The sequence below is a fragment of the Burkholderia sp. Tr-862 genome, from assembly GCF_011753085.1.
Lineage (GTDB): Bacteria > Pseudomonadota > Gammaproteobacteria > Burkholderiales > Burkholderiaceae > Burkholderia > Burkholderia ambifaria.
Genome location: NZ_VWWG01000002.1, coordinates 1 through 19,295, shown reverse-complemented (window position 1 = coordinate 19,295; position 19,295 = coordinate 1). Strand labels below are relative to the sequence as shown.

At 68.1% G+C, this 19,295-nt stretch carries 17 protein-coding genes; 8 read left to right on the top strand and 9 right to left on the bottom strand.

Annotated features, from left to right (window positions below; genetic code table 11):
* Nucleotides 1-8: 8 nt before the first annotated feature.
* Together F3J14_RS00775 and F3J14_RS00770 are read right to left on the bottom strand one after the other, a co-directional pair.
* Nucleotides 9-641, bottom strand: coding sequence for a LysE family translocator (locus F3J14_RS00775; RefSeq protein WP_166721342.1), 633 nt, complete (start codon nt 639-641; stop codon nt 9-11).
* A gap of 130 nt (nt 642-771) precedes the next feature.
* The gene (locus F3J14_RS00770; RefSeq protein ID WP_166721341.1) at nt 772-1,668 is read right to left on the bottom strand and encodes a LysR family transcriptional regulator; all 897 of its coding nucleotides are present in this window, start codon (nt 1,666-1,668) and stop codon (nt 772-774) included.
* A gap of 307 nt (nt 1,669-1,975) precedes the next feature.
* Here F3J14_RS00770 and F3J14_RS00765 point away from each other — a divergent pair, with 307 nt between their 5' ends.
* Together F3J14_RS00765 and F3J14_RS00760 are read left to right on the top strand one after the other, a co-directional pair.
* Nucleotides 1,976-2,236: a hypothetical protein gene (locus tag F3J14_RS00765; RefSeq protein WP_006752751.1), complete on the top strand. Its 261-nt coding sequence runs from the start codon at nt 1,976-1,978 to the stop codon at nt 2,234-2,236.
* A 274-nt stretch (nt 2,237-2,510) separates the two neighbouring features.
* Nucleotides 2,511-2,810 carry a DUF4148 domain-containing protein gene (locus F3J14_RS00760; protein WP_166721340.1) on the top strand — a complete coding sequence of 100 codons (300 nt, stop codon included), beginning with the start codon at nt 2,511-2,513 and terminating at the stop codon, nt 2,808-2,810.
* A 102-nt stretch (nt 2,811-2,912) separates the two neighbouring features.
* Here F3J14_RS00760 and F3J14_RS00755 read toward each other — a convergent pair whose 3' ends face one another.
* Together F3J14_RS00755 and F3J14_RS00750 are read right to left on the bottom strand one after the other, a co-directional pair.
* Nucleotides 2,913-4,685, bottom strand: a complete 1,773-nt coding sequence (locus F3J14_RS00755) for a sensor domain-containing diguanylate cyclase (protein ID WP_166721339.1) — start codon at nt 4,683-4,685, stop codon at nt 2,913-2,915.
* Nucleotides 4,682-5,806 carry an extracellular solute-binding protein gene (locus F3J14_RS00750; RefSeq protein WP_166721338.1) on the bottom strand — a complete coding sequence of 375 codons (1,125 nt, stop codon included), beginning with the start codon at nt 5,804-5,806 and terminating at the stop codon, nt 4,682-4,684. Before F3J14_RS00750 ends, F3J14_RS00755 begins: the two co-directional genes overlap by 4 nt.
* A gap of 528 nt (nt 5,807-6,334) precedes the next feature.
* Here F3J14_RS00750 and F3J14_RS00745 point away from each other — a divergent pair.
* From F3J14_RS00745 to F3J14_RS00730, 4 genes are all read left to right on the top strand, one after another.
* Nucleotides 6,335-7,768 (top strand): PLP-dependent aminotransferase family protein, encoded by a 1,434-nt coding sequence (locus tag F3J14_RS00745; protein ID WP_166721337.1) that lies wholly within the window; start codon nt 6,335-6,337, stop codon nt 7,766-7,768.
* Nucleotides 7,769-7,851: 83 nt separating this feature from the next.
* On the top strand, nt 7,852-8,253 hold the full coding sequence (locus tag F3J14_RS00740; RefSeq protein WP_166721336.1) for a hypothetical protein: 402 nt from the start codon (nt 7,852-7,854) through the stop codon (nt 8,251-8,253).
* A gap of 195 nt (nt 8,254-8,448) precedes the next feature.
* Nucleotides 8,449-10,233 (top strand): nitrite/sulfite reductase, encoded by a 1,785-nt coding sequence (locus F3J14_RS00735; RefSeq protein WP_166721335.1) that lies wholly within the window; start codon nt 8,449-8,451, stop codon nt 10,231-10,233.
* Nucleotides 10,230-10,697 (top strand): DUF934 domain-containing protein, encoded by a 468-nt coding sequence (locus F3J14_RS00730; RefSeq protein WP_166721334.1) that lies wholly within the window; start codon nt 10,230-10,232, stop codon nt 10,695-10,697. Before F3J14_RS00735 ends, F3J14_RS00730 begins: the two co-directional genes overlap by 4 nt.
* 73 nt (nt 10,698-10,770) lie before the next feature.
* Here F3J14_RS00730 and F3J14_RS00725 read toward each other — a convergent pair whose 3' ends face one another.
* The 4 genes from F3J14_RS00725 to F3J14_RS00710 all read right to left on the bottom strand — a co-directional run bounded on the left by F3J14_RS00725 (nt 10,771) and on the right by F3J14_RS00710 (nt 16,437).
* Entirely contained in the window at nt 10,771-12,051 is a 1,281-nt protein-coding gene (locus F3J14_RS00725; protein ID WP_166721333.1) for a virulence factor family protein, read from the bottom strand.
* Nucleotides 12,048-14,642 (bottom strand): bifunctional lysylphosphatidylglycerol flippase/synthetase MprF, encoded by a 2,595-nt coding sequence (gene mprF, locus F3J14_RS00720; RefSeq protein WP_166721332.1) that lies wholly within the window; start codon nt 14,640-14,642, stop codon nt 12,048-12,050. The genes F3J14_RS00725 and mprF overlap by 4 nt, the downstream gene beginning before the upstream one ends.
* A 368-nt stretch (nt 14,643-15,010) precedes the next feature.
* Nucleotides 15,011-15,445, bottom strand: coding sequence for a hypothetical protein (locus F3J14_RS00715; protein ID WP_166721331.1), 435 nt, complete (start codon nt 15,443-15,445; stop codon nt 15,011-15,013).
* Nucleotides 15,446-15,480: 35 nt separating this feature from the next.
* Complete coding sequence (locus F3J14_RS00710; RefSeq protein WP_211080315.1) at nt 15,481-16,437, bottom strand: LysR family transcriptional regulator; 957 nt, start codon at nt 16,435-16,437, stop codon at nt 15,481-15,483.
* Between the two features lie 97 nt (nt 16,438-16,534).
* Between F3J14_RS00710 and F3J14_RS00705 the strand changes: the two genes are divergently transcribed.
* Both F3J14_RS00705 and F3J14_RS00700 read left to right on the top strand, forming a co-directional pair.
* Nucleotides 16,535-16,972, top strand: coding sequence for a heme-binding protein (locus F3J14_RS00705; protein ID WP_166721329.1), 438 nt, complete (start codon nt 16,535-16,537; stop codon nt 16,970-16,972).
* A 4-nt stretch (nt 16,973-16,976) separates the two neighbouring features.
* Nucleotides 16,977-17,753 (top strand): SDR family oxidoreductase, encoded by a 777-nt coding sequence (locus F3J14_RS00700; RefSeq protein ID WP_166721328.1) that lies wholly within the window; start codon nt 16,977-16,979, stop codon nt 17,751-17,753.
* 47 nt (nt 17,754-17,800) lie between these two features.
* Here F3J14_RS00700 and F3J14_RS00695 read toward each other — a convergent pair.
* Nucleotides 17,801-19,295: flavodoxin domain-containing protein (locus F3J14_RS00695; RefSeq protein WP_211080314.1), on the bottom strand; the 1,495-nt coding region annotated here is incomplete at its 5' end.

The window sequence follows — 19,295 nt, the reverse complement described above, 5'->3', positions numbered from 1 at the left end:
CCCGCCCTCTAGCTTCGCGACTCGAGCGCGATGCGCACGGCCAGTCCCGCCAGCACGGTCCCCATCAACCAGCGCTGCCCCCGTGCCCAGCCCGGCCGATCGGCAAGAAACCCCGCGATCGAGCCGGCCATGCTCGCGATCAGCGCGTTGACGCAGACGCTGACCGCGATCTGCACGCAGCCCAGGGCCAGCGATTGCACGAGCACGCTGCCGTGCCCCGGCGAAATGAACTGCGGCAGCAGCGACAGATACATCACCGCGATCTTCGGGTTCGCGAGGTTGGTGACGAAGCCCATCGTGAAGAGCCTCGCGTCGCTGTCGTGCGGCAATTGCCGGACCTGAAACGCCGAGCGGCCGCCCGGCTTGAGCGCCTGCCACGCAAGATACGCCAGGTACAGCGCGCCTGCGAAACGCAGCGCGTCATACGCGTACGGCACGGTCAGCACCAGCGCGGTGATGCCGAATGCCGCGCAGAACATATAGAACACGAACCCCAGCGCCACGCCGCCGAGCGACACCAGCCCCGCGCGGCGCCCCTGGCAGATCGAACGGGAAATCAGGTAGATCATGTTCGGGCCGGGCGTCAGGACCATGCCGAGCGACACGAGTCCGAAAGCAATCAGGGAGGGCAAGGCCGGCACGGTGGTCTCCTACGACGCAATGAAGTCAGGGCGGGTGTCCAGCAATGTATTGCATGTCGATAGCGATCGGCATGAATAAACTGCAAGCCACCCATGAGCGCGCTTCATCGCGTCATTGCCCGCCGATGCGCTAGCTGCCCTTTTTCGTCCGGGCCTGAATCGCCTTTCCCGCCTTCGCGCGTTGCGCGTCGACCAGCTTCACGAATGCGTCGGCGACCGCATTGCCGGTCGCGTTCCACGACAGCCGAACGGAACGATGCAGCCTGGGTGACAGCTCCAGCACCCGGCCGCCGAACCGTGTATAGGTGAGCGTGATGCGCGGGACGATCGACACTCCCATTCCCGCCTCGGCCATCGACAGGATGGTCCGCATCTCGACCACGTTGAACGCCGCGCGAAGCGATGCACCGTTGCGCGCAAAGTAATCGGCGATGACCGGCCCGCACCCCGCCTTCGAGAAAATGAACGGCATCGCGGACAACAGTTTCGCCGACACACGCTTGCGGCCGTCGAACATGCCGTCCGCCGCCACCGCGACGAAATCCTCGTCGAGCAGCGGCAGATTGTTCGCGAAGGTCTTCGTGCCGGCGACCACGCCGATGTCGGCGGTGCCGTCCTCGAGCCAGCCTTCGACTTCCGCGTCCGTGCCTTCGAGCAGCACCGCCGTCACGCCCTCGTGCGCCGCTTTCAACGCCTCGAGCGCGGGGACGACGAAGGCGAGCGATACGCTCGGCAGCGACGCGACGACCAGCCGCCCTTCGAGCTTGCCGCGCGCGAGGCCGAACTGCTGGCGCAGCGTCTGCGCTTCCCGAACGACGTTCTGCACGTACGGCCACAAACGTTCGCCGGCAGCGGTCAGGACGACCGGCTGGCGGTCGCGCAACAGCAGCTTGACCTCGGTGATGTCCTCCAGCTCGGTCAACGCGTGGCTGATCGCGGACTGGCTGCGGCTGAGCCGGTCGGCGGCGGCCGTGAGCGAGCCGAGTTCGACTACGGCCGCCAGGGCCTGCAATTGCGCGAGCGTCATCTCACCTCCTTGTTTCGGGTCATGTATTTTTCACATGATAGGGCGACGCGTCATGAATGAGTTCGAAGCGGGCCAACGAGTTTCGACGGCGCGCGGTCCCGCGATCACGGCCGATGCTACGCACCGCGCTCGGGCAAGATTCAGCCTTGGATCGTGTCGAACGCGGTCGCCCTCGCTCGTGCCGGCGCGGCAAAGCGTGCCCCTCGGCACCCAATCCGGTGTGCTCGGCCGGCATTGCGCTCGCGAGTCCAGTCCCCGCCCGCTACCGCGCTCAGCCGCGATCCGCAAGACGCGTTAGACTGTCCGCATGGAACAATGCCGTTATTGCCAGAGAATCCGCGATGAATGGGATTGCCACGGGGACGAATGCCGCCGGGCAATCGCGAAGGCACTGCGCCGGCAGCGCGCAGGCCTGCCGATGGTGCCCGATCGCATTCGCAACGAGCTGCCGTCCGGCGCACCGACCCAGCAGGTGATCGCGGTCCTGTCGCGCCAGCGCCTGCGCGCGCGCCGCGGCAACGAGGAACGCCGCGAGCGCAAGGAAATCGACGACTTCGACGGCGTCTGATCCGGCAACGCCTCCGTTTTGCCCCTCTTCTGGCGTCACGCCGCCGGCCGTCCGCGCCTGCGCGGCATACGTTTCTCCATCCCGTGCGCCGGCCCGTTTGCAATCCTCGCAATACACAATGGGGACGGAACGAATTTCTCTCGCTATTATTGCCGCGCTCGCAAGGATCTTTCGCTATAACCCACGTTTACCCTCGATCATCCGAAGCCTACGATGTAATCAATCGCTTAAGACATTGTGTCGACAGCGAAGTCATAGAACATCGGAGGTCACCATGAAATCGCTCGTTTCCGCAGTCGTTGCCGCTGTCGCCCTGTCCGCTTCGTTCGGCGCATTCGCTCAAAGCACCGTCACCCGCGCACAAGTGCGCAACGAACTCGTCCAGCTCGAAAACGCCGGCTACAAGCCGAGCCAGTCGAGCCCGCACTACCCGAACGACCTCCTGGCAGCCGAAGCGCGTGTTCGTGCCGCCGACGCCAGCGGCTACGGCGCGCAAGCGGCCCCGGTCGTCCAGGGCGGCGCACCGGTAGTCAAGCCGCAGAACGCGCGCGACTCGGTCTACTTCGGCCACTAAGCCCGCCGCTGCGCGCATCGCGCGCAGTTCGCCGCAAGCTACAACGAGCCCGTCCCGCGACGGGCTCGTCGCGTTTGTGCCGCTCGCACGGCAGGCCTGCCGTCAGCGGCTGCCACCCGCCGCCATGCGGCCGGCGGTATCTGGGCCGCCGCTGCCCAGCAGCTCCTGATAACGCACGCACGCGCACTGCGCCGACGCCTTCGCCGCATACATCGCCGCGTCGGCCTTCACCAGCAGCTCCTCGGCGGACGCGCCGTCGGCCGGATATTCGCTGACGCCGATGCTCGCCCCCACGGCCAGGTGCCGGTCGCCGAACTCCAGCTCCTCGGCCATCACGATCTGGATACGCGACGCGATATCGCCGATCACCGCCGGCGCTCGCACGTCCGACAGCAGCACGATGAATTCGTCGCCGCCGAGACGCGCGGCCATGTCGCCGCTGCGCAGCACCTGGCTCAGCCGTTTCGCGACCGCGACGAGCGTGCGATCGCCGGCCGCGTGTCCGTGCTGGTCGTTGATCTGCTTGAAACGATCGAGATCGACGAACATCACCGCCAGCCCCTCGCTCGCGGCGGCCGCATGCCGGATCGCGGCATCGAGACGCTCCATGAACAACAGGCGGTTCGGCAGACCGGTCAGCGGATCGTGACCGGCGAGGTGCGTGAGCTCCAGCTGCTTCGCGCGCAGCATCGCGACCTGCGTGCGTATCTCGACGCGCATGCTGTCGAAACAGCGCGCCAGCACGCCAATCTCGTCGGCCCGTGCAACGGGCAGCCGTTCGGCGGCCGGATCGTCGAACACGTGAGTGGCCGCGCGCGCGAGCATCTGCAACGGCCGCGTGATCGCGCGCGCGAACAGGATCGCGAGAATCACCGCCGCCACGCTTAGCAAGAGCACCATCCGGATGATCCGTTCGCCGAGAATCCCGGCCGGGGCCAGCACGTCCGTAAGCGGACGCGCCATGCCGAGCACGACGAAGCGGTTGCCCTCGCTGTTGCCGAACGGCGTGCGCACGAACGCGAACATCTGGCCCGGCGCATCGTCAGGCTGCGTGAGACCGTCGAGCGTCACGTTCGTGCGCATGCCGACGAACAGCAGCCGCGTGGCGGGAAAGCTGTCCTGCATCAGCACGCGCCGTCCGCGATCGAAGCCGAACGTTTGCGAAGGATCGGGATGCACGATGAAATCGCCCCACTCGTTCGCGAGATACACCGCGTAGTCTTGCGGCAAATCGCGCTCGAGCCGGTCGAACACGCGCGACAGTTCGATGTCGACGACCAGCGCGCCGACAACCTGGCCGACCGTGTCGACGACCGGCGTGCCCACGCGCAGGATCGGCAGCCCTTCGGCCGCATGCGAACCGGTCTCGTGATTGATCACGATCGGCGACAGGTAGATATGACCGGGCGCCGTCGCGAGCGTATCGATGACGTAGGAAAACTGCCCTTTCTCCTGGAATGCACTCTCCGGCAGCACGACGATGCCGCGCGCGTCGCGATCGACGCGGATCCGTTCGAGCCCGTAATTGCCGCGCGCGATCAACCGGATCTGCAGGTACTCGGGGTGATTCCGCATGAAGCTGCGATACACGTGCTCGAGCCGCGTGCGCGGCGCGCGATCGGTGCTGTCGCTCCCGGCGACGAGCGCCGACGAAGGCAATTGCGCGAGCACGAGGGCATCGTCGGCCACGTCGGACAGTGCGGTCGTGAAGCGCTGTCCGAGCAAGTGCGTCGACATCAGCAGGCTGTGCTGCGCTTCCTGCACGAGCATCGTCCGGTTCGCGCGGTAGGTGTAGTAGCCGGTCGTGCCGGACGCGATCACGCCGATGCATGCGAACAGCACCGACAGCTTCGACGTGAGCCCGAGCATGATCATTTTTCGAACCACTCCGGCCGGTCGCCCGACACGATGCGGCTCCACAGCGACTCGCGCCGCGCGATGTCCTCGACCGGCTGGATCCATACGAGGTGCTGGTGGCCGGTCTGGAGACCGGGTGGCGGCGCGAGCGTATTCGCGAGCCCCTGGCGCTCGGTCAGCAACGCGCCGATCACCGGTTCGAGCATGTAATTGATCCACGCGAACGCGAGCTCGCGATGCTCCGCGCCACGCGTGACGCCCCAGCAGTCGAGCCACGCGAGCGCGCCTTCGTCCGGAATCACGTAGCCCACATCCGCGCCGGCGCGACGCAGTTGCTCGACCTGCTGCGTGCCGTAGTTGCCGAACATCAGCGCCGCGCGATGCCGGATGAACAGCGCGGTCGCTTCTTCGGGAAGCGTGTAATACGTGAGCAGGTTGCGTCGCAGGTCGATCAGCTTGTGCGCGACGGCAAGCGTCTGCGCGGGCGACAGATGAAACGGATCGGCATAGCCGAGCGCGAGCGCGGTGAACGAGAAATTATGCTGCGCGCTGTTGAAGTCGAGCACCTTGCCGCTGTAGCGCGGGTTCCAGAGCTCGAGCATCGAGCGCGGCGGGGCCGGCACCTGCTTGCGATCGTAGATCAGCCCCATCGACGAATACGTGAACGGAATCGCATAGGTCGAGCCGTTGCGCACGAGCCCGCCGATCGTCGCGAGCTGCTGGAAATTCGGCAGCTGCCGCCGGCGGTTCGGGATCTGCGACAGGTCGATCGGCGTGAGCAGGTCGTCGCGCGCGTAGCGCTGGATCTCGGCCGTGTTGGCCGCAAGCACGTCGTACGGCGGCGGCGATGCGCTGTGCATCCGCGTCCACAACGCTTCGTCGGAATCGACGAACGTCACCTCGACGCGTACATGAAATTGCGTCTCAAATGCATTGACGACATCGCTGTCCGCATAGCCGGGCCACGCGAGCACACGCAGAACGTTGTCGCTGACGGTCTCGGGAGAAGCGGCATTCGCTGGCAGGCCCGGCAGGCCGAGCGTCAGGACGACAAGCAACCGACACACGGCACGGCGCGCACGCCGGCGCGCGCCGATTCGACTGATCAATCGGTCCCCGTCCGAATTCCCCGTATGCATTCGACTTTCCTTTTTTCGAGTCGATGCGATCGTGCAACAAGACCATAAAAAATATAGCCGCGCAATTGGAACAAGCCGCACGCGCACTGTGTCGCACATGCGGAACGAGATGCGTTCGCGCGTTCGGTCGTGTGTGGTCGCGGGCAAACGATCCTGTATCAGCAAATAAAGAATGATCAGGAGAAAGTCGTTACGCGACGTCGGCCGATTGCGGTGCGAAAAGGCTGGCAATTCCTACCGCATCTGAAACGATGATGTCGGTCTCGGATCGCCTCGGCGGGTTCCTGCTTCATCGAACGGCAGGACTGCACCGACTCTCCACAGGATGCAATGCGGTGTCCGCGCGCGAGTAGGTTGAGCTCCGAATGCGCCCTGACTTAACGCAAGCACAGGAAGCGCCACGCAAGCGCGACCGGCAGCCGCCGTCGCGCTTTCCTTTTCGGGCCACCCGTCGGACAATGAGCGCGCCCGCCGGCGCGGCGCCGCACCGGCCCCGCGCGCGGCGGCCACGTGCTCCCGTCCGCACCGATGAAACGCTACGAAACTCTCGCCCACACGATCGCCGACGAAATCCGCAACGGCAACCTCGCGGTCGGCACGCGCCTGCCGTCGCTGCGGCAGATCATCGCGCAGCATGGCGTGAGCCAGTCGACGGTGTTTCGCGCGTACTACCTGCTCGAACAGTGGGGGCTGATCCGCGCACGCGAACGCTCCGGTTATTACGTCGCGCCGGGCGCGAGCCCCGCGGCGAACGCGCCCGCGAAACACCGCGCGAGCCGCACCGGCGCGACCCGCAAGGTCGACATCAGCGATCTCGTGTTCTCCGTGCTCGACGCCGCGACGCAGCCCGGCATCGTGCCGCTCGGCTCCGCATTCCCGTCGCCGCAGCTGTTTCCGCTGCAGCGCCTCGCGAAGTCGCTCGCGCAGGCGACGCGGCTCGTCAGCCCGTGGAGCACGGTCGTCGACCTGCCGCTCGGCAACGAGGCGCTGCGCCAGCAGATCGCGCGACGCTATCTGGCGACCGGCATCGCGCAGCCCGTCGACGAGATCATCGTCACGAACGGCGCGCTGGAAGCGCTGAACCTGTGCCTGATGGCCGTCACTCGACCCGGTGATGTCGTCGCGGTCGAGTCACCCGGCTTCTATGCGGCGCTGCAGGCGATCGAGCGGCTCGACCTGCGTGCGGTCGAGATTCCCGTCGATCCGCACACGGGCCTCGATCTCGACGCGCTCGCGAACGCGCTCGAGCGACACGACGTCCGCGCGTGCTGGTTCATGACCAATTTTCAGAATCCGACCGGCGTCACGCTGTCGGCCGACAAGAAGCGCGCGCTCGTGGAGATGCTGGCCGCGCGCGAGGTGCCGCTGATCGAGGACGACGTGTACGGCGAGCTGCATTTCGGTGCCGACTATCCGCTGCCCGCGCGCGCCTACGACCGGCACGGCCTCGTGATGCATTGCAGTTCGTTCTCGAAGACGCTCGCGCCCGGCTACCGGATCGGCTGGGCCGCCGCCGGCCGTTTCGCGGAAAAGGTGCAGCGGCTCAAGCTGATGACCACGCTGTCGGCGAGCATTCCCGCGCAGGTCGGCATCGCGAACTATCTGGAGCATGGCGGCTACGATCGTCACCTGCGCAAGCTGCGCGGTACGCTGCAGACGCAGCTCACCCGCATGGACGGCGTGCTGCGGCGCTGGCTGCCGCCCGGCGTGGAATGGGTGCGGCCGGACGGCGGATATTTCCTGTGGCTGTCGTTTCCCGACGCGATCGACGCGATGGAACTGCATCGCCAGGCGATCGCGCGCGGCATCAGCTTCGCACCGGGACCGCTGTTCTCGGCCGCGCATGGCTTCGAGCGCTGCGTGCGCGTGAACTTCGGCCATCCGTGCAACCGCGAGATCGAACGCGCGATCCGCGTGCTCGGCGAACTGGTTGCCGAACCAGCGGTACGCAAGGCAGGGTAAGCCCGCGCAAGCGCCGCCGTGCAGCCGGCGCGCAGACGGGTTACATTGCGAACCCCTTCGCTCCTTCTCACGAGCCCCATCTGATGAGCGCATTGCCCTACCTCGATCACGCCGCGCTGCTGAAGCTCGCGGCCGAAGCCGCAGGCGTCACGCAGCCGTGCACCTGCACGAAGACGTCGCTGACCGGCTGGACTAGCCTGCCGCTGTCGCTGCAGGACACGCAGCTCGCCGAAGTGGCGACGCTCGCGCCGCCCGACGACCCCGAGCCGACCTACGATGAATACCATCCGGCCGGCACGCGCTACTGGTCCGACGACGCGCCGATCGCGCCGCGCCACTTCCCGTACAACCGCTGCAACGTCAGCCGCTGCGCGACGTGCGGCCGGCTGTATCTGCGCTACCAGGAAGGCGGCGGCTACTTCATCGACCAGCGCATCCGCGCACTCGATCCGGCGTTGGTCGTCGACGCACCCACGCAAGCCTGAATCTCATCCGGGCGAGCGCCACGCAGGCCCGGCGTTCACCCGCGCGCCATCGATCTGCTGCGCCGTTTTCGTCCCGATCTGCTGCTTGTCCCGCCGCCCCGCGTTCCCTACGCTGTCTCCGGTTGCCCGACACCCGTCGCAACGTCCCCTCCCGAGCGGCGCCCCTGCGTCGCCGCTCATCTCGCGTATCACGTCATGTACCGATATACCGATTTCGACCGGGCGCTCGTGCACAGCCGCGCCGCCCAGTTCCGCGATCAGCTCGAGCGCTGGCAGCACGGCACGCTGAGCGAGGACGCGTTCCGGCCGTTGCGCCTGCAGAACGGCTGGTACGTGCAGCGCCATGCGCCGATGCTGCGCGTCGCCGTGCCGTACGGCGAACTGTCGAGCGCGCAGCTTCGCGTGCTCGCGCGGATCGCACGCGACTACGACGTGCCCGACGACGCCACCTATCGCGCCGCGTGCGACGCGCAGGCACTGCTCGGCACGCTGCGCCTGCCGACCGGCAACGCGCACTTCACGACCCGCACCAACGTGCAGTTCAACTGGATTCCGCTCGCGAAGGCGGCCGACGTGATGGACTTGCTCGCGACCGTCGACATGCACGGGATCCAGACGAGCGGCAATTGCATCCGCAACATTTCGTGCGACGAACGCGCGGGCGTCGCGCCGGACGAGATCGCCGATCCGCGTCCGTTCGCCGAGGCGATGCGCCAGTGGACGACGCTGCATCCGGAATTCGCGTTCCTGCCGCGCAAGTTCAAGATCGCGATCACCGGCGCGACCGAGGACCGTGCGGCGACCGACTGGCACGACGTCGGGCTGAAGCTCGTGCGCAACGAAACCGGCGAACTCGGCTTTCGCGTGAGCGTCGGCGGCGGCATGGGCCGCACGCCATTGATCGCGACGCTGCTGCGCGCGTTCCTGCCGTGGCAACACGTGATGAACTACATCGAGGCGATCGTCCGCGTGTACAACCGCTACGGGCGACGCGACAACAAGTACAAGGCGCGCATCAAGATTCTCGTGAAGAGCGAGGGGCAGCGCTATATCGACGACGTCGAGGAAGAGTTCCGCCAGATCGTCGAGCACGACGGCGGCCCGCACACGATCCCGCAGGCCGAGTTCGACCGCATCGCGGCATCGTTCGTAGCGCCGCGGCTGAAGTCGCGCACGCTCGACCTCGACGCCGCCGAAGCGCGCATGACCGCGCATGCCAATCGCCATCCGGCCTTTGCGCGCTGGCTCGCGCGCAATGTTGCCGCGCACCGCGACCGCGCGCTGCGCATCGTCACGCTGTCGTTCAAGCGCCGCCTGCAGGCGCCCGGCGACGCGTCGCCCGAGCAGCTCGACGCGCTCGCCGAGCTCGCTGACCGCTTCTCGGCCGGCGAGGCGCGCGTCACGCATGCGCAGAACGTGGTGCTGCCGTGGGTGCACGTCGACGACCTGTTCCTGCTGTGGGAACACGCGCGCGCGATCGGCCTGGCCAGCGCGAACGTCGGACTCCTGACCGACATGATTGCGTGCCCGGGTGGCGACTTCTGCGCGCTCGCGAACGCGCGCTCGATCCCGATTGCCGACGCGATCGCCGAACGGTTCCAGGATCTCGACATGCTGCACGACGTCGGCGACATCGACCTGCACATCAGCGGCTGCATCAACTCGTGCGGCCACCATCACAGCGGACACATCGGCATCCTCGGCGTCGACAAGGACGGCGCGGAGTGGTACCAGGTGACGCTCGGCGGCTCGGACGGTTCGAGCGCGAGCGGCCCCGCCCGCCCGGGCAAGGTGATCGGACCGTCGTTCTCGGCGGACGAGATCGTCGATGTCGTGGATGCGCTCGTCAACGTGTATCTCGACGCGCGGCTCGACGCCGACGGGCGTTGCGAGCGATTCATCGACACAGTGCGGCGCATCGGCGCCGAACCCTTCAAGGCCGCGGCGAACGACGCACGTCACCACGCGGAGCACGCATGAAACCGACCGACGAACCCGCCAGCACGAACCCGCGCATCCGGCTGCTGACGCCGGCGGAACACGCCGACGACGCAAACACGTCCGGCACCGCTGCCCTGACGAGCATGACGATCCTGACGATCGGCAACGACGAGGAACTGCCGCCGCTCGCCGCACGGATCGCGCAGGCCGCGCGCATCGACCTGCATTTCCCGTCCTTCACCGATGGCCGTGCGTATAGCCAGGCGTACCTGCTGCGCAAGCGCTTCGGTTTCGCCGGCGACCTGCGCGCGACGGGCGACGTGCTGATCGACCAACTGCTGCTGATGGAGCGCACCGGGTTTTCGAGCGCGGTGCTGGGTGCCGATGCCGATCTCGCGGCCGCGCAGCGGCAGCTCGACCGGTTTCCCGGCTTCTATCAGCGCGACGCGAGAACGGCGACACCGCGGCAGGACGCCGCGACGCAAGCGGAAAAGGAAAAGTAAAAACGGGCGGCCCGCAGGCCGCCCGTCCGATGAACCGCAAGCGCCGCGCCCGCCGCGAAGCGGGCGCCGGCGTTCAGCGCGCCGCCACCGGCTTGCCGAACGCGCCGAGGATCTTCTTCTCGAGCGCGATGTAGTCGTGGCCGAAGTGGTGGTCGCCCCCCGTCTTGATCACGTCGGCGCCGGTATTCGCGAGCGCCGGGCACATCGTGTCCTGCTCTTCCGCGCCGTAGAAACACTGCACGAGCGACGGCGGCACCTTCGCGATTTCCGGCGCGACCTTCATCGCCTTGTCGCTCGCCGGCATCCCCAGCCAGCCCGTCACGCGGATCTGGAAATCCGCGGCCGGCGCGAAACCGAGCAGCGACATCACGGCGACCTTGTCGCGCAGGTCGGCCGGCAGCCGGTTGTACGCGAACGGCATCACGTCTGCCCCGAACGAGTAGCCGACCAGCGCCACGCGGTTCGCATGCCAGCGCGCCATGTACGTGCGCATCACGCGCGCCAGGTCGCGGCTCACCTGCGCGGGCGGCTTCTCGCTCCAGAAGTAGCGCAGGCTGTCGATGCCGACCACCGACACGCCGTCGCGCTGCAGCGCTTCGGCGATCGTCTTGTCGAGATCGCGCCAGCCGCCGTCGCCCGAGATCACGATCGCGAGGCGGTCGCTGCCGCCCTTGGCCGGCAGCTCGACGAGCGGCAGGTCCGACACGTCGAGCTCGTCGCTGCTGCTGGTGTCGTGCAGGCGCGACGTGACGAGCGACACGAGCTTCGCGGTGTCGCCGGCCGCGGCCGTTTCGACGAAGCCCGGCATCGCGCGACGCACGATCGTCGGATCGGGCGGGCACGGCTTGAAGCGCGCATCGAGCTTCGCCGCCGGCTCGACCGACACGACGCCGGCGATCGTGCTCTCCGGCGCCATCGCCAGGATCTGCTTCGCGATCGCGCCGCCCTGGCCCACGCCCGCGACGATCGGCGTGTAGTAACGCGCCGATTGCGCGAGGCGTTCGAGCTGGTGGCTGACCGCCTCGGCGTCGCCGTCGAGGTGGTGACAGGTTTCCTGCTTCGCGGCGAGATTCGCCGCATAGCGCTCCGAATCCACCCCGACCGTCATCGCGCCCGCTTTCGCGAGCGCGTCGGCCGCCTGCTGGTCGGCGGCACCCCAGCCGCGGCCACGCGAGAACAGCACGACGAAGCCGCGCAGCGGACCGCTCGGCTTCGTCACGGTCACGGGGCCGTAGCGGCCGCCCGACACGGTTTCCGGTTTCGCCGCTGCCGGCTGCGCCGCGAGCGCGGCGCCGGCCAGCATCATTCCCGCGCAGGCGACTGCCGCCTGCGCGATACCCTTCTTCAACATCATGAGCGCCGACCTCCAGCCAGCAGGGACAGATCCGCGAGCGTGACGAACACGCCGACCGAGCCCGAGGCCGCGAGATAGCGCGGCTCCCAGTGCGGCTCGAACTTGCTCTTGAATGCACGCAAGCCACGGAAGTTGTAGAAGCGGCCGCCGAAGCGCCAGACCATCAGCCCGAACCGGTGCCACGGCGACGGCATCTTCGCCGCCCCCATCCCCGAGAACGGCGCGATACCCAGGCTCAGCTTGCGGAACCCCGCTTCCTTCAGATGCAGCGCGAGCTGCGTAAACAGATACTCCATCGCATACGGCGACGCTTCCGGCAGATGACGCATCACGCCGACCGTCGCCTCGGTGTTGAGGTCGGTCGTCATGAACGTGACGAACGCGATCGGCTTGTCGGCCTGGCGCACCAGCATCACGGACTGCGTCGCGAGATAGCCGTCGTGGAACGCGGCCACCGAGAAGCTCTTCTCGCGCGCGTCGCGGCTGTCGAGCCAGCCGTCCGAGATGTCGCGCAGCGACGGCAGCGCGGCCGGCACGTCGCACGGCGCGATCACCTCGACCGTCAGCGCGTCCTTGTCGCCGCGGCGCAGCGCGTAGCGCAGGTGCGAACGGTTCGAGCCCTTCAGGTCGAACCGGTCGAGCGCGATGTGCGCTTCCTCGCCGAGCTTCATCAGCGTGAGCCCCGCGTCGAGGTACAGCGGCAGCGCGTTCGCGCGCACCTGGTAGAACGCCGCGCGGCCGCTGTGCGCATGCGCCAGCGCAATGAACTTGCTGATCAGCGCCGGCCATTCCTCGCGCGGGCCGACCGGATCGTGCAGCGCGGCCCACGTGCGGCCGTTTTTCGCGTACATCAGGAACGCGCGGCGCGATTCGGAGAACAGGAACGACTTGTCGCCCATCAACGCGAGGCCCGCATCGCTGCATTCCTGCGCGCGGATGATCTGCTCGGCGTCGAGCAGGTCCTGCGCGACCGGCTTCACGAAACGGCCCGGCGCGGGGCGCAGCAGTTGCCACAGCGCGAACAGCGCGACAAAGACGCCGGCCGCGAGCGTGGCGCGCAGCGCGCGCGGCGCGCGTGCGTCGAACGAGAAATGCGACCACAGATCGCGCGTGTACGGCACATCGCGGAACGCGAAGCACAGCACCCATACCGCGAGGATCAGCACCATCGTCACCGATACGAACCAGCTCACCGTGAAGCGCTCGGCGAGCAGCGACGAATGCCGGCTGAAGCGGCGGCGGCTGACGAGCAGCAGCACCAGCAGCGTGCCGAGCACGCCGGCCTCGACGAACGCGAGGCCCTTCGCCAGCGACAGCGCGAGGCTAGCGAGCGTCAACGCGAAGGTCATCCACCACGCGCCGTCCAGCCGGCGCAGCAGCCCGCGCGCGACGAACAGCAGCGCGACGCCCAGCACGCTGCAGATCACCTGCGAGCCTTCGAGCACCCACAGCGGCACGATGTTGCGCAGGATCGCGATCCGGTGCCAGAACGCGGGCGTCGCGCTCGAGATCACCAGCATCCCGCCGACCGCGAAAGTCACGAGGCTCAGGAACAGCGGCGCCAGTTGCGACACGCGCGCGGCCTGCCGCGACACGAGCCGGCGCCGCAGCGCGCGGCCCTCGAAGCCGGCCAGCAGGCCGGCCGACAGCACGAGCGGCACGCCGAAGTAGATCGCGCGATAGGCGATCAACGCAGCGACCATCGCGTGCGCGGGCACTTCGTGGCCCAGCGTGAACACCATCGCGGCTTCGAACACGCCGATCCCGCCCGGCGTATGACCGATCATCCCGAGCAGCAGCGCGGCCGCGTACACGGTGATGAAGGTCGGGAAGCCGACCGGCGCGACCGGCAGCAACACCCACAGCGTCAGGCCGGCGGCCACGACGTCGAGCACTGCATAGACGACCTGCGCAACGAGGTCGCGCCGTGCCGGCACGTCGAACGCGAGCCATTTGAAGCGCGTGACGACCGGACGCGCGGTGTTGCCGCACAGCGCGACCACGACGGCCAGCACCACGAGCAGCGCGGCGCCGCTCCACGTGAGCACGCCCGGCGCGACATGCAGCATCGCGGCGAGCGTCTGCGGCACGCAGACCATGCCCACCGCCGTCATCAGCACCAGCGCAAGCGCGAGCGTGCCGCTGGTGAATACCGTCATCCGGCCGATCTGCGCGGGCGTGACGCCCGACACGCCGTACACGCGCGCGCGCACCGCGCCGCCCGTGAGCGCGCCGAAGCCGGTCGCGTTGCCGAGCGCGGAGCCGGCGATCGAGCCGATCCACAGCGCGGCGCGCGGCACCTTCGCGGCGACGTAGCGCAGGCCGACCGCATCGCGGGCGACGAGCGCGAGATAGCTGAGAGCCGTCGCGGCGAGCGACGCGCCCCATTCGCCGACGGACATGTGGCGCAGCTGACGGATCACCGACCGGTAGTCGACGGATTCGGACAGGTGCTGGAAAACCACGATCAGCAGCAGGCCGATGCCGAGCGCGAGCAGCGGCGACAGCACGCGCTCGTTGCGGATCAGCGTCGACACACGGGCGATCGCCGCCGCGGCGCGACCGGGCGGACCAGGGTGGCGGGAAGACATAGATTGTTCAGTGGCGGTGCATAGCTTGTCGCGGCGCGGGACGGCCGGGCGGCGACGAATCTGGTTGTTCTGCGTGGGCGGCCGGCCTAGGTCGGAGGCAGGGGCGCCTGGATCAGAAATTACAAGTATACGGAATTTATATTACAGAATCTGTCGTTGTCGCACCGGGCGGTTTGGGCGCAGCGGGCGCATCAATGGCGCATCAAATTCATGCGCAAGGTGCGCATCATACCGGGAACCGCCGGGGATTTTTCATCGGATCAGTGACGAATCGCGCATTCCGGAAGAATTCTCCCGGCCGCCCCGCGCGAACGAGCAAAAACCGAGAGCCCACGCGGGTTTACGGGAATGGGGACGGATGGGCGCCGTCACTTCGCCCGCTCGTGCTCCGCCAGCCCGATCGCCTTGTAGTCGTAGGTCGGATAGAACTCCGTCCGGTACGCGCCCCACGCCGTGTCCTCGAGCACGCGATTGACCTCCCGCACGCGCGAGGCCGGCAACCGCAGCACGACGATCTGCCCGATTCCCATCGTCACGGTCCAGCTCACCACCTCGACGCCCGGCGGCGGAAACGCCTTGTAGAACCCCTGCTTCGCGAGTTGCGCGTTCAGCTCGGCGAGCGGGCGCGACTGGTCGTGCTTGAGAAAGACCGTCAGCAGCACCGCGTTGTCGGGCGTCGCGGCAGCCGTGCCCGTCGGCACGGTCGACGTCTGGCCGACAGCCGGCGCGCAGCCGAGTGCGGCAGCGGCCAGCGATGCGGCAATCACGAGGGTTCGAAGCGGGAAATTCCGGCGTGCCGTCATGACGCGACTCCAGGGCTGCGTGAGTGAAGCCGCCATCATGCGCCGTCCGGCGCATCGCTGCAGGGCAGGCCCTGACCCAGGCCCTCGCCGATTCCGGCCCGCTCGCGCAGCACGTCGATGAACGCACGCAGCTTCGCCGGCACGTGCTTGCGATTCACGTAATAGAGCCACATCGGCGGCAGCGTCCGGCACGCGCCCGGCAGCACCTCGACGAGCGTGCCGTTGCGCAGGTCCGGCTCGACGCGCTCGCGCATGAACGCGAACGCGATGCCGACGCCTTCCCGCGCGGCATCGATCACCGCATCCGCATCGTTCGTCACGTACACGCCTTCGGGATCGAGATCGATGTCGCGGCGCCCGTCGTGCAGCAACCACTTGTGCAGGCGCCCGCTCTCCGAGAAGCGGAACCGGATGCACGCATGCCGCTCCAGCTCCACGATCGACGCGGGCGTGCCGTGTCGCGCCAGATAGCCGGGCGATGCGACCAGCGCGCACGTCAACGCGGGTGCGATCCGCACGCCGATCATGCCCGGCTGCAGCCGGTCGGCAAGACGAATCCCCGCGTCGAAGCCGTCCTTCGCGATATCGACCAGTTCGTTCTCGTAGCGGATCTCGAGCCGGACCTTCGGGTAGCGCGCGCGGAACGCGGCAAGAATCGGCGCGATCACGAGCGAGCGTGCCAGCGGCAGCGCCGTGACGCGCAACAGCCCGCCCGGCTCGCTGCGCACCTCCTTCAGCGCGTCGCGCGCCTGCATGACCTGCCGGTAAGCGGGCTCCGTCTGCTGCAGGTAATGCTGACCGGCTTCCGTCAGGCTCACGCCACGCGTGCTGCGGTTGAACAGCTTCACGTTCAGCTCGCCCTCGAGCTGCCCGATCGCGAGGCTGACGGCGGCCGGCGTCAGGCCCAGCGCGGCGGCCGCGCGCGTGAAGTTGCCGGCCGTCGCGACGGTCATGAACACGTGCAGCCCGGCCATCGGATCGCGTCTGCTCATCATTAAAAAAACTTGAAACTCCTTCGAGCGGAATGCCGATTCTCCCATATACCGGAACTGCCTACACTGCCCCTGTCGTTCCCCAACGGAGCATCGAATGAATCCGCACCGCCCCGCACTGCCGCTGGCAGCCGTCCGGCACACGCTCGAAGCCGCGCTCGCGCAGGCCGCGTCGCTGCAGGTCGCCGGCGTCTCCATCGCGATCGTCGACGCCGGCGCGAACCTGCTCGCGTTCATCCGCACCGACGACTGCTTTCTCGGCGCGATCGACCTGGCGCAACGCAAGGCGCTGACGGCGATCCGCTTTCGCGCGTCGACCGGCGCGCTCGGCGCGATGTCCGGCGACGGCCCGCTGCGCGGGATCGAGCACAGCCACGGCGGGCTCATCACGTTCGGCGGCGGTGAACCGCTCGTCGACGGCAACGGCCGCTGCGTCGGCGCGATCGGCATATCGGGCGGCAGCGTCGAGCAGGACGACGCGATTGCCCGGCACTGCCGCGATCACTTTCAAGCAACCTTTCCCACCTCGAGGTAAGCACATGGCACAGAAACGCATCCTCATCACCGGCGCGGGCACCGGCTTCGGCCACGAAGTCGCGCTGCGGCTCGCGCAACACGGTCACGCGGTCACGGCCGGCGTGCGCACGACCGTCGAGATCGACGCGCTGACGGACGCCGCCGCACAGCGCGGCACCGCGTTGCGCGCGGTGAAGCTCGACGTCACGTCGGCCTACGATCGCGCCCACGCGGCCGATCTCGACTTCGACGTGCTCGTGAACAACGCGGGCGTCGGCGAAGCGGGCGCGCTGGTCGACCTGCCGCTCGAGATCGTGCGCGAGCTGTTCGACGTCAACGTGTTCGGGCCGCTCGAACTCACGCAGCGCATCGCTCGCGGGATGGTCGCGCGCGGTCACGGCAAGATCGTGTTCGTGTCGTCGATCGCAGGGCTGATCACCGGGCCGTTCACGGGCGCCTATTGCGCGTCGAAGCACGCGGTCGAATCGGTCGCCGAGGCGATGCACGCGGAGCTGGCGCCGCACGGCATCCGCGTCGCGGTCGTGAACCCGGGCCCGTACAGCACGGGCTTCAACGACCGGATGATGGAAACGCCGCGGCGCTGGCACGATCCGGCCGTCCACACCGTGACGCCCGAGCGGCTCGCCTTCCCGCTCGAGCAGCACGATCCGGAGGAAATGATCGCGCTGATGGTCGACGTGATCGAACGCGACGGCGGCGCGTTCCGCAACCTGCTGCCGAAATCGTCGGAAGCGTTCGTGCGCGCCGAGCAGGCGCACGCATGGGAGCGGCAGCAATAACGCCGGCACAACGGCGGGCACCATACGGCAGCCCGCCGCTCATTCGGTCAGTACACGTCCCGCATGTAGCGCCGCGCCTTCGCGAGCCGCGCGACGTAGTCGTTCGCGGCTTCGTCCGACATCCCGCCGTGCTCGGCGACGACCGCCTTCAGCGCGGTATCGACGTCCTTGGCCATCCGCGCGGCGTCGCCGCACACGTAGAAGTGCGCGCCCTCCTCCAGCCACTTGTACAGCTCGGCGCCCTGCTCGCGCATCCGGTCCTGCACGTAGATCTTGTCGGCCTGGTCGCGCGAGAACGCGAGATCGAGCCGCGTCAGGAAGCCGCTGTCGCGCATCGCGCCCAGTTCGTCGCCGTAGTAGAAGTCGGTCTGCGCATGCTGCTCGCCGAAGAACAGCCAGTTGCGTCCGCGCGCGCCGCGCGCCTGCCGCTCGTGCAGGAAGCCGCGGAACGGCGCGACACCCGTGCCGGGGCCCACCATCACGACCGGCACGTCGCCGTTCACCGGCGGCCGGAAATGCGCGGACTTCTGCACGAACACCGGCACGCGCCCGTCATCCGCGCGATCGGCGAGGAACGTCGACGCGACGCCTTTGCGCGCGCGCCGGCCGTTGTGATAGCGCACGGCCGACACCGTCAGGTGGATCTCGCCCGGGTGCGCGCTCGGGCTCGACGCGATCGAATACAGGCGCGGCTGCAGCCGCTTCAGCATCGCGACCAGCTCCGCGCCAGACAGCTCGACCGGAAACTCGTGCAGCACGTCCGCAAGCTGTTGCCCCCACAACCATTGCTTCAGGTCGGCCTTGCGATCGTCGCCGAGCAGCGCCTTCAGCGCGCCGTTCGTGCTGCGCGATGCGATGAACGCGAGCGTGTCGGGGTGTGGGCGCGTGATGTCGAAGTGGCGCGCCAGCGCGTCGCCCAGGCGCATGTCGCCGACGCCTTCGATCGACACCGGCGCATCGGCCTTCAGCGCGGTGACCGACAGCAACTCGTCGACCAGCTCGGGGCAGTTGGTCGGCCACACGCCGAGCGCGTCGCCGGCTTCGTATTCGAGGTTCGCGCCTTCGGTCGACAGCGACACGTAGCGCGTGTCCTTCGCCGCGCCCGGCCGGTTGAGCCGCAGGTTCGCAACGAGCTTCGACGGCGCCGGACGCGCCTTGGTCGGCAGCAGCCCCGACGCGCTCAATCCGGCGGACGGCACCGCGTGCAGCGCCGCATCCGCGTCCTTGATCCGGGCGACCACGCGTTCGAGCCACTGGTCCGCCTCGCGCTGGAACTCGACGTCGCAATCGACGCGTGCGCACAAGCGCGCCGCGCCCAGCTCCGCGAACCGTGCATCGAGCCGGCGGCCGTGGCCACAGAACTGGTCGTAGTTGCGATCGCCGAACGCGAGCACCGCGAAGTGCACACCATCGAGGCGCGCGGCGCCGTCGGCCTGCAGCGCATCCCAGAACTCGCTGCCGTTGTCCGGCGCATCGCCGTCGCCGAACGTGCTCGTCATCAGCAGCACGTATTGCGCGCCGGCCAGCGACGCGACCGGATAA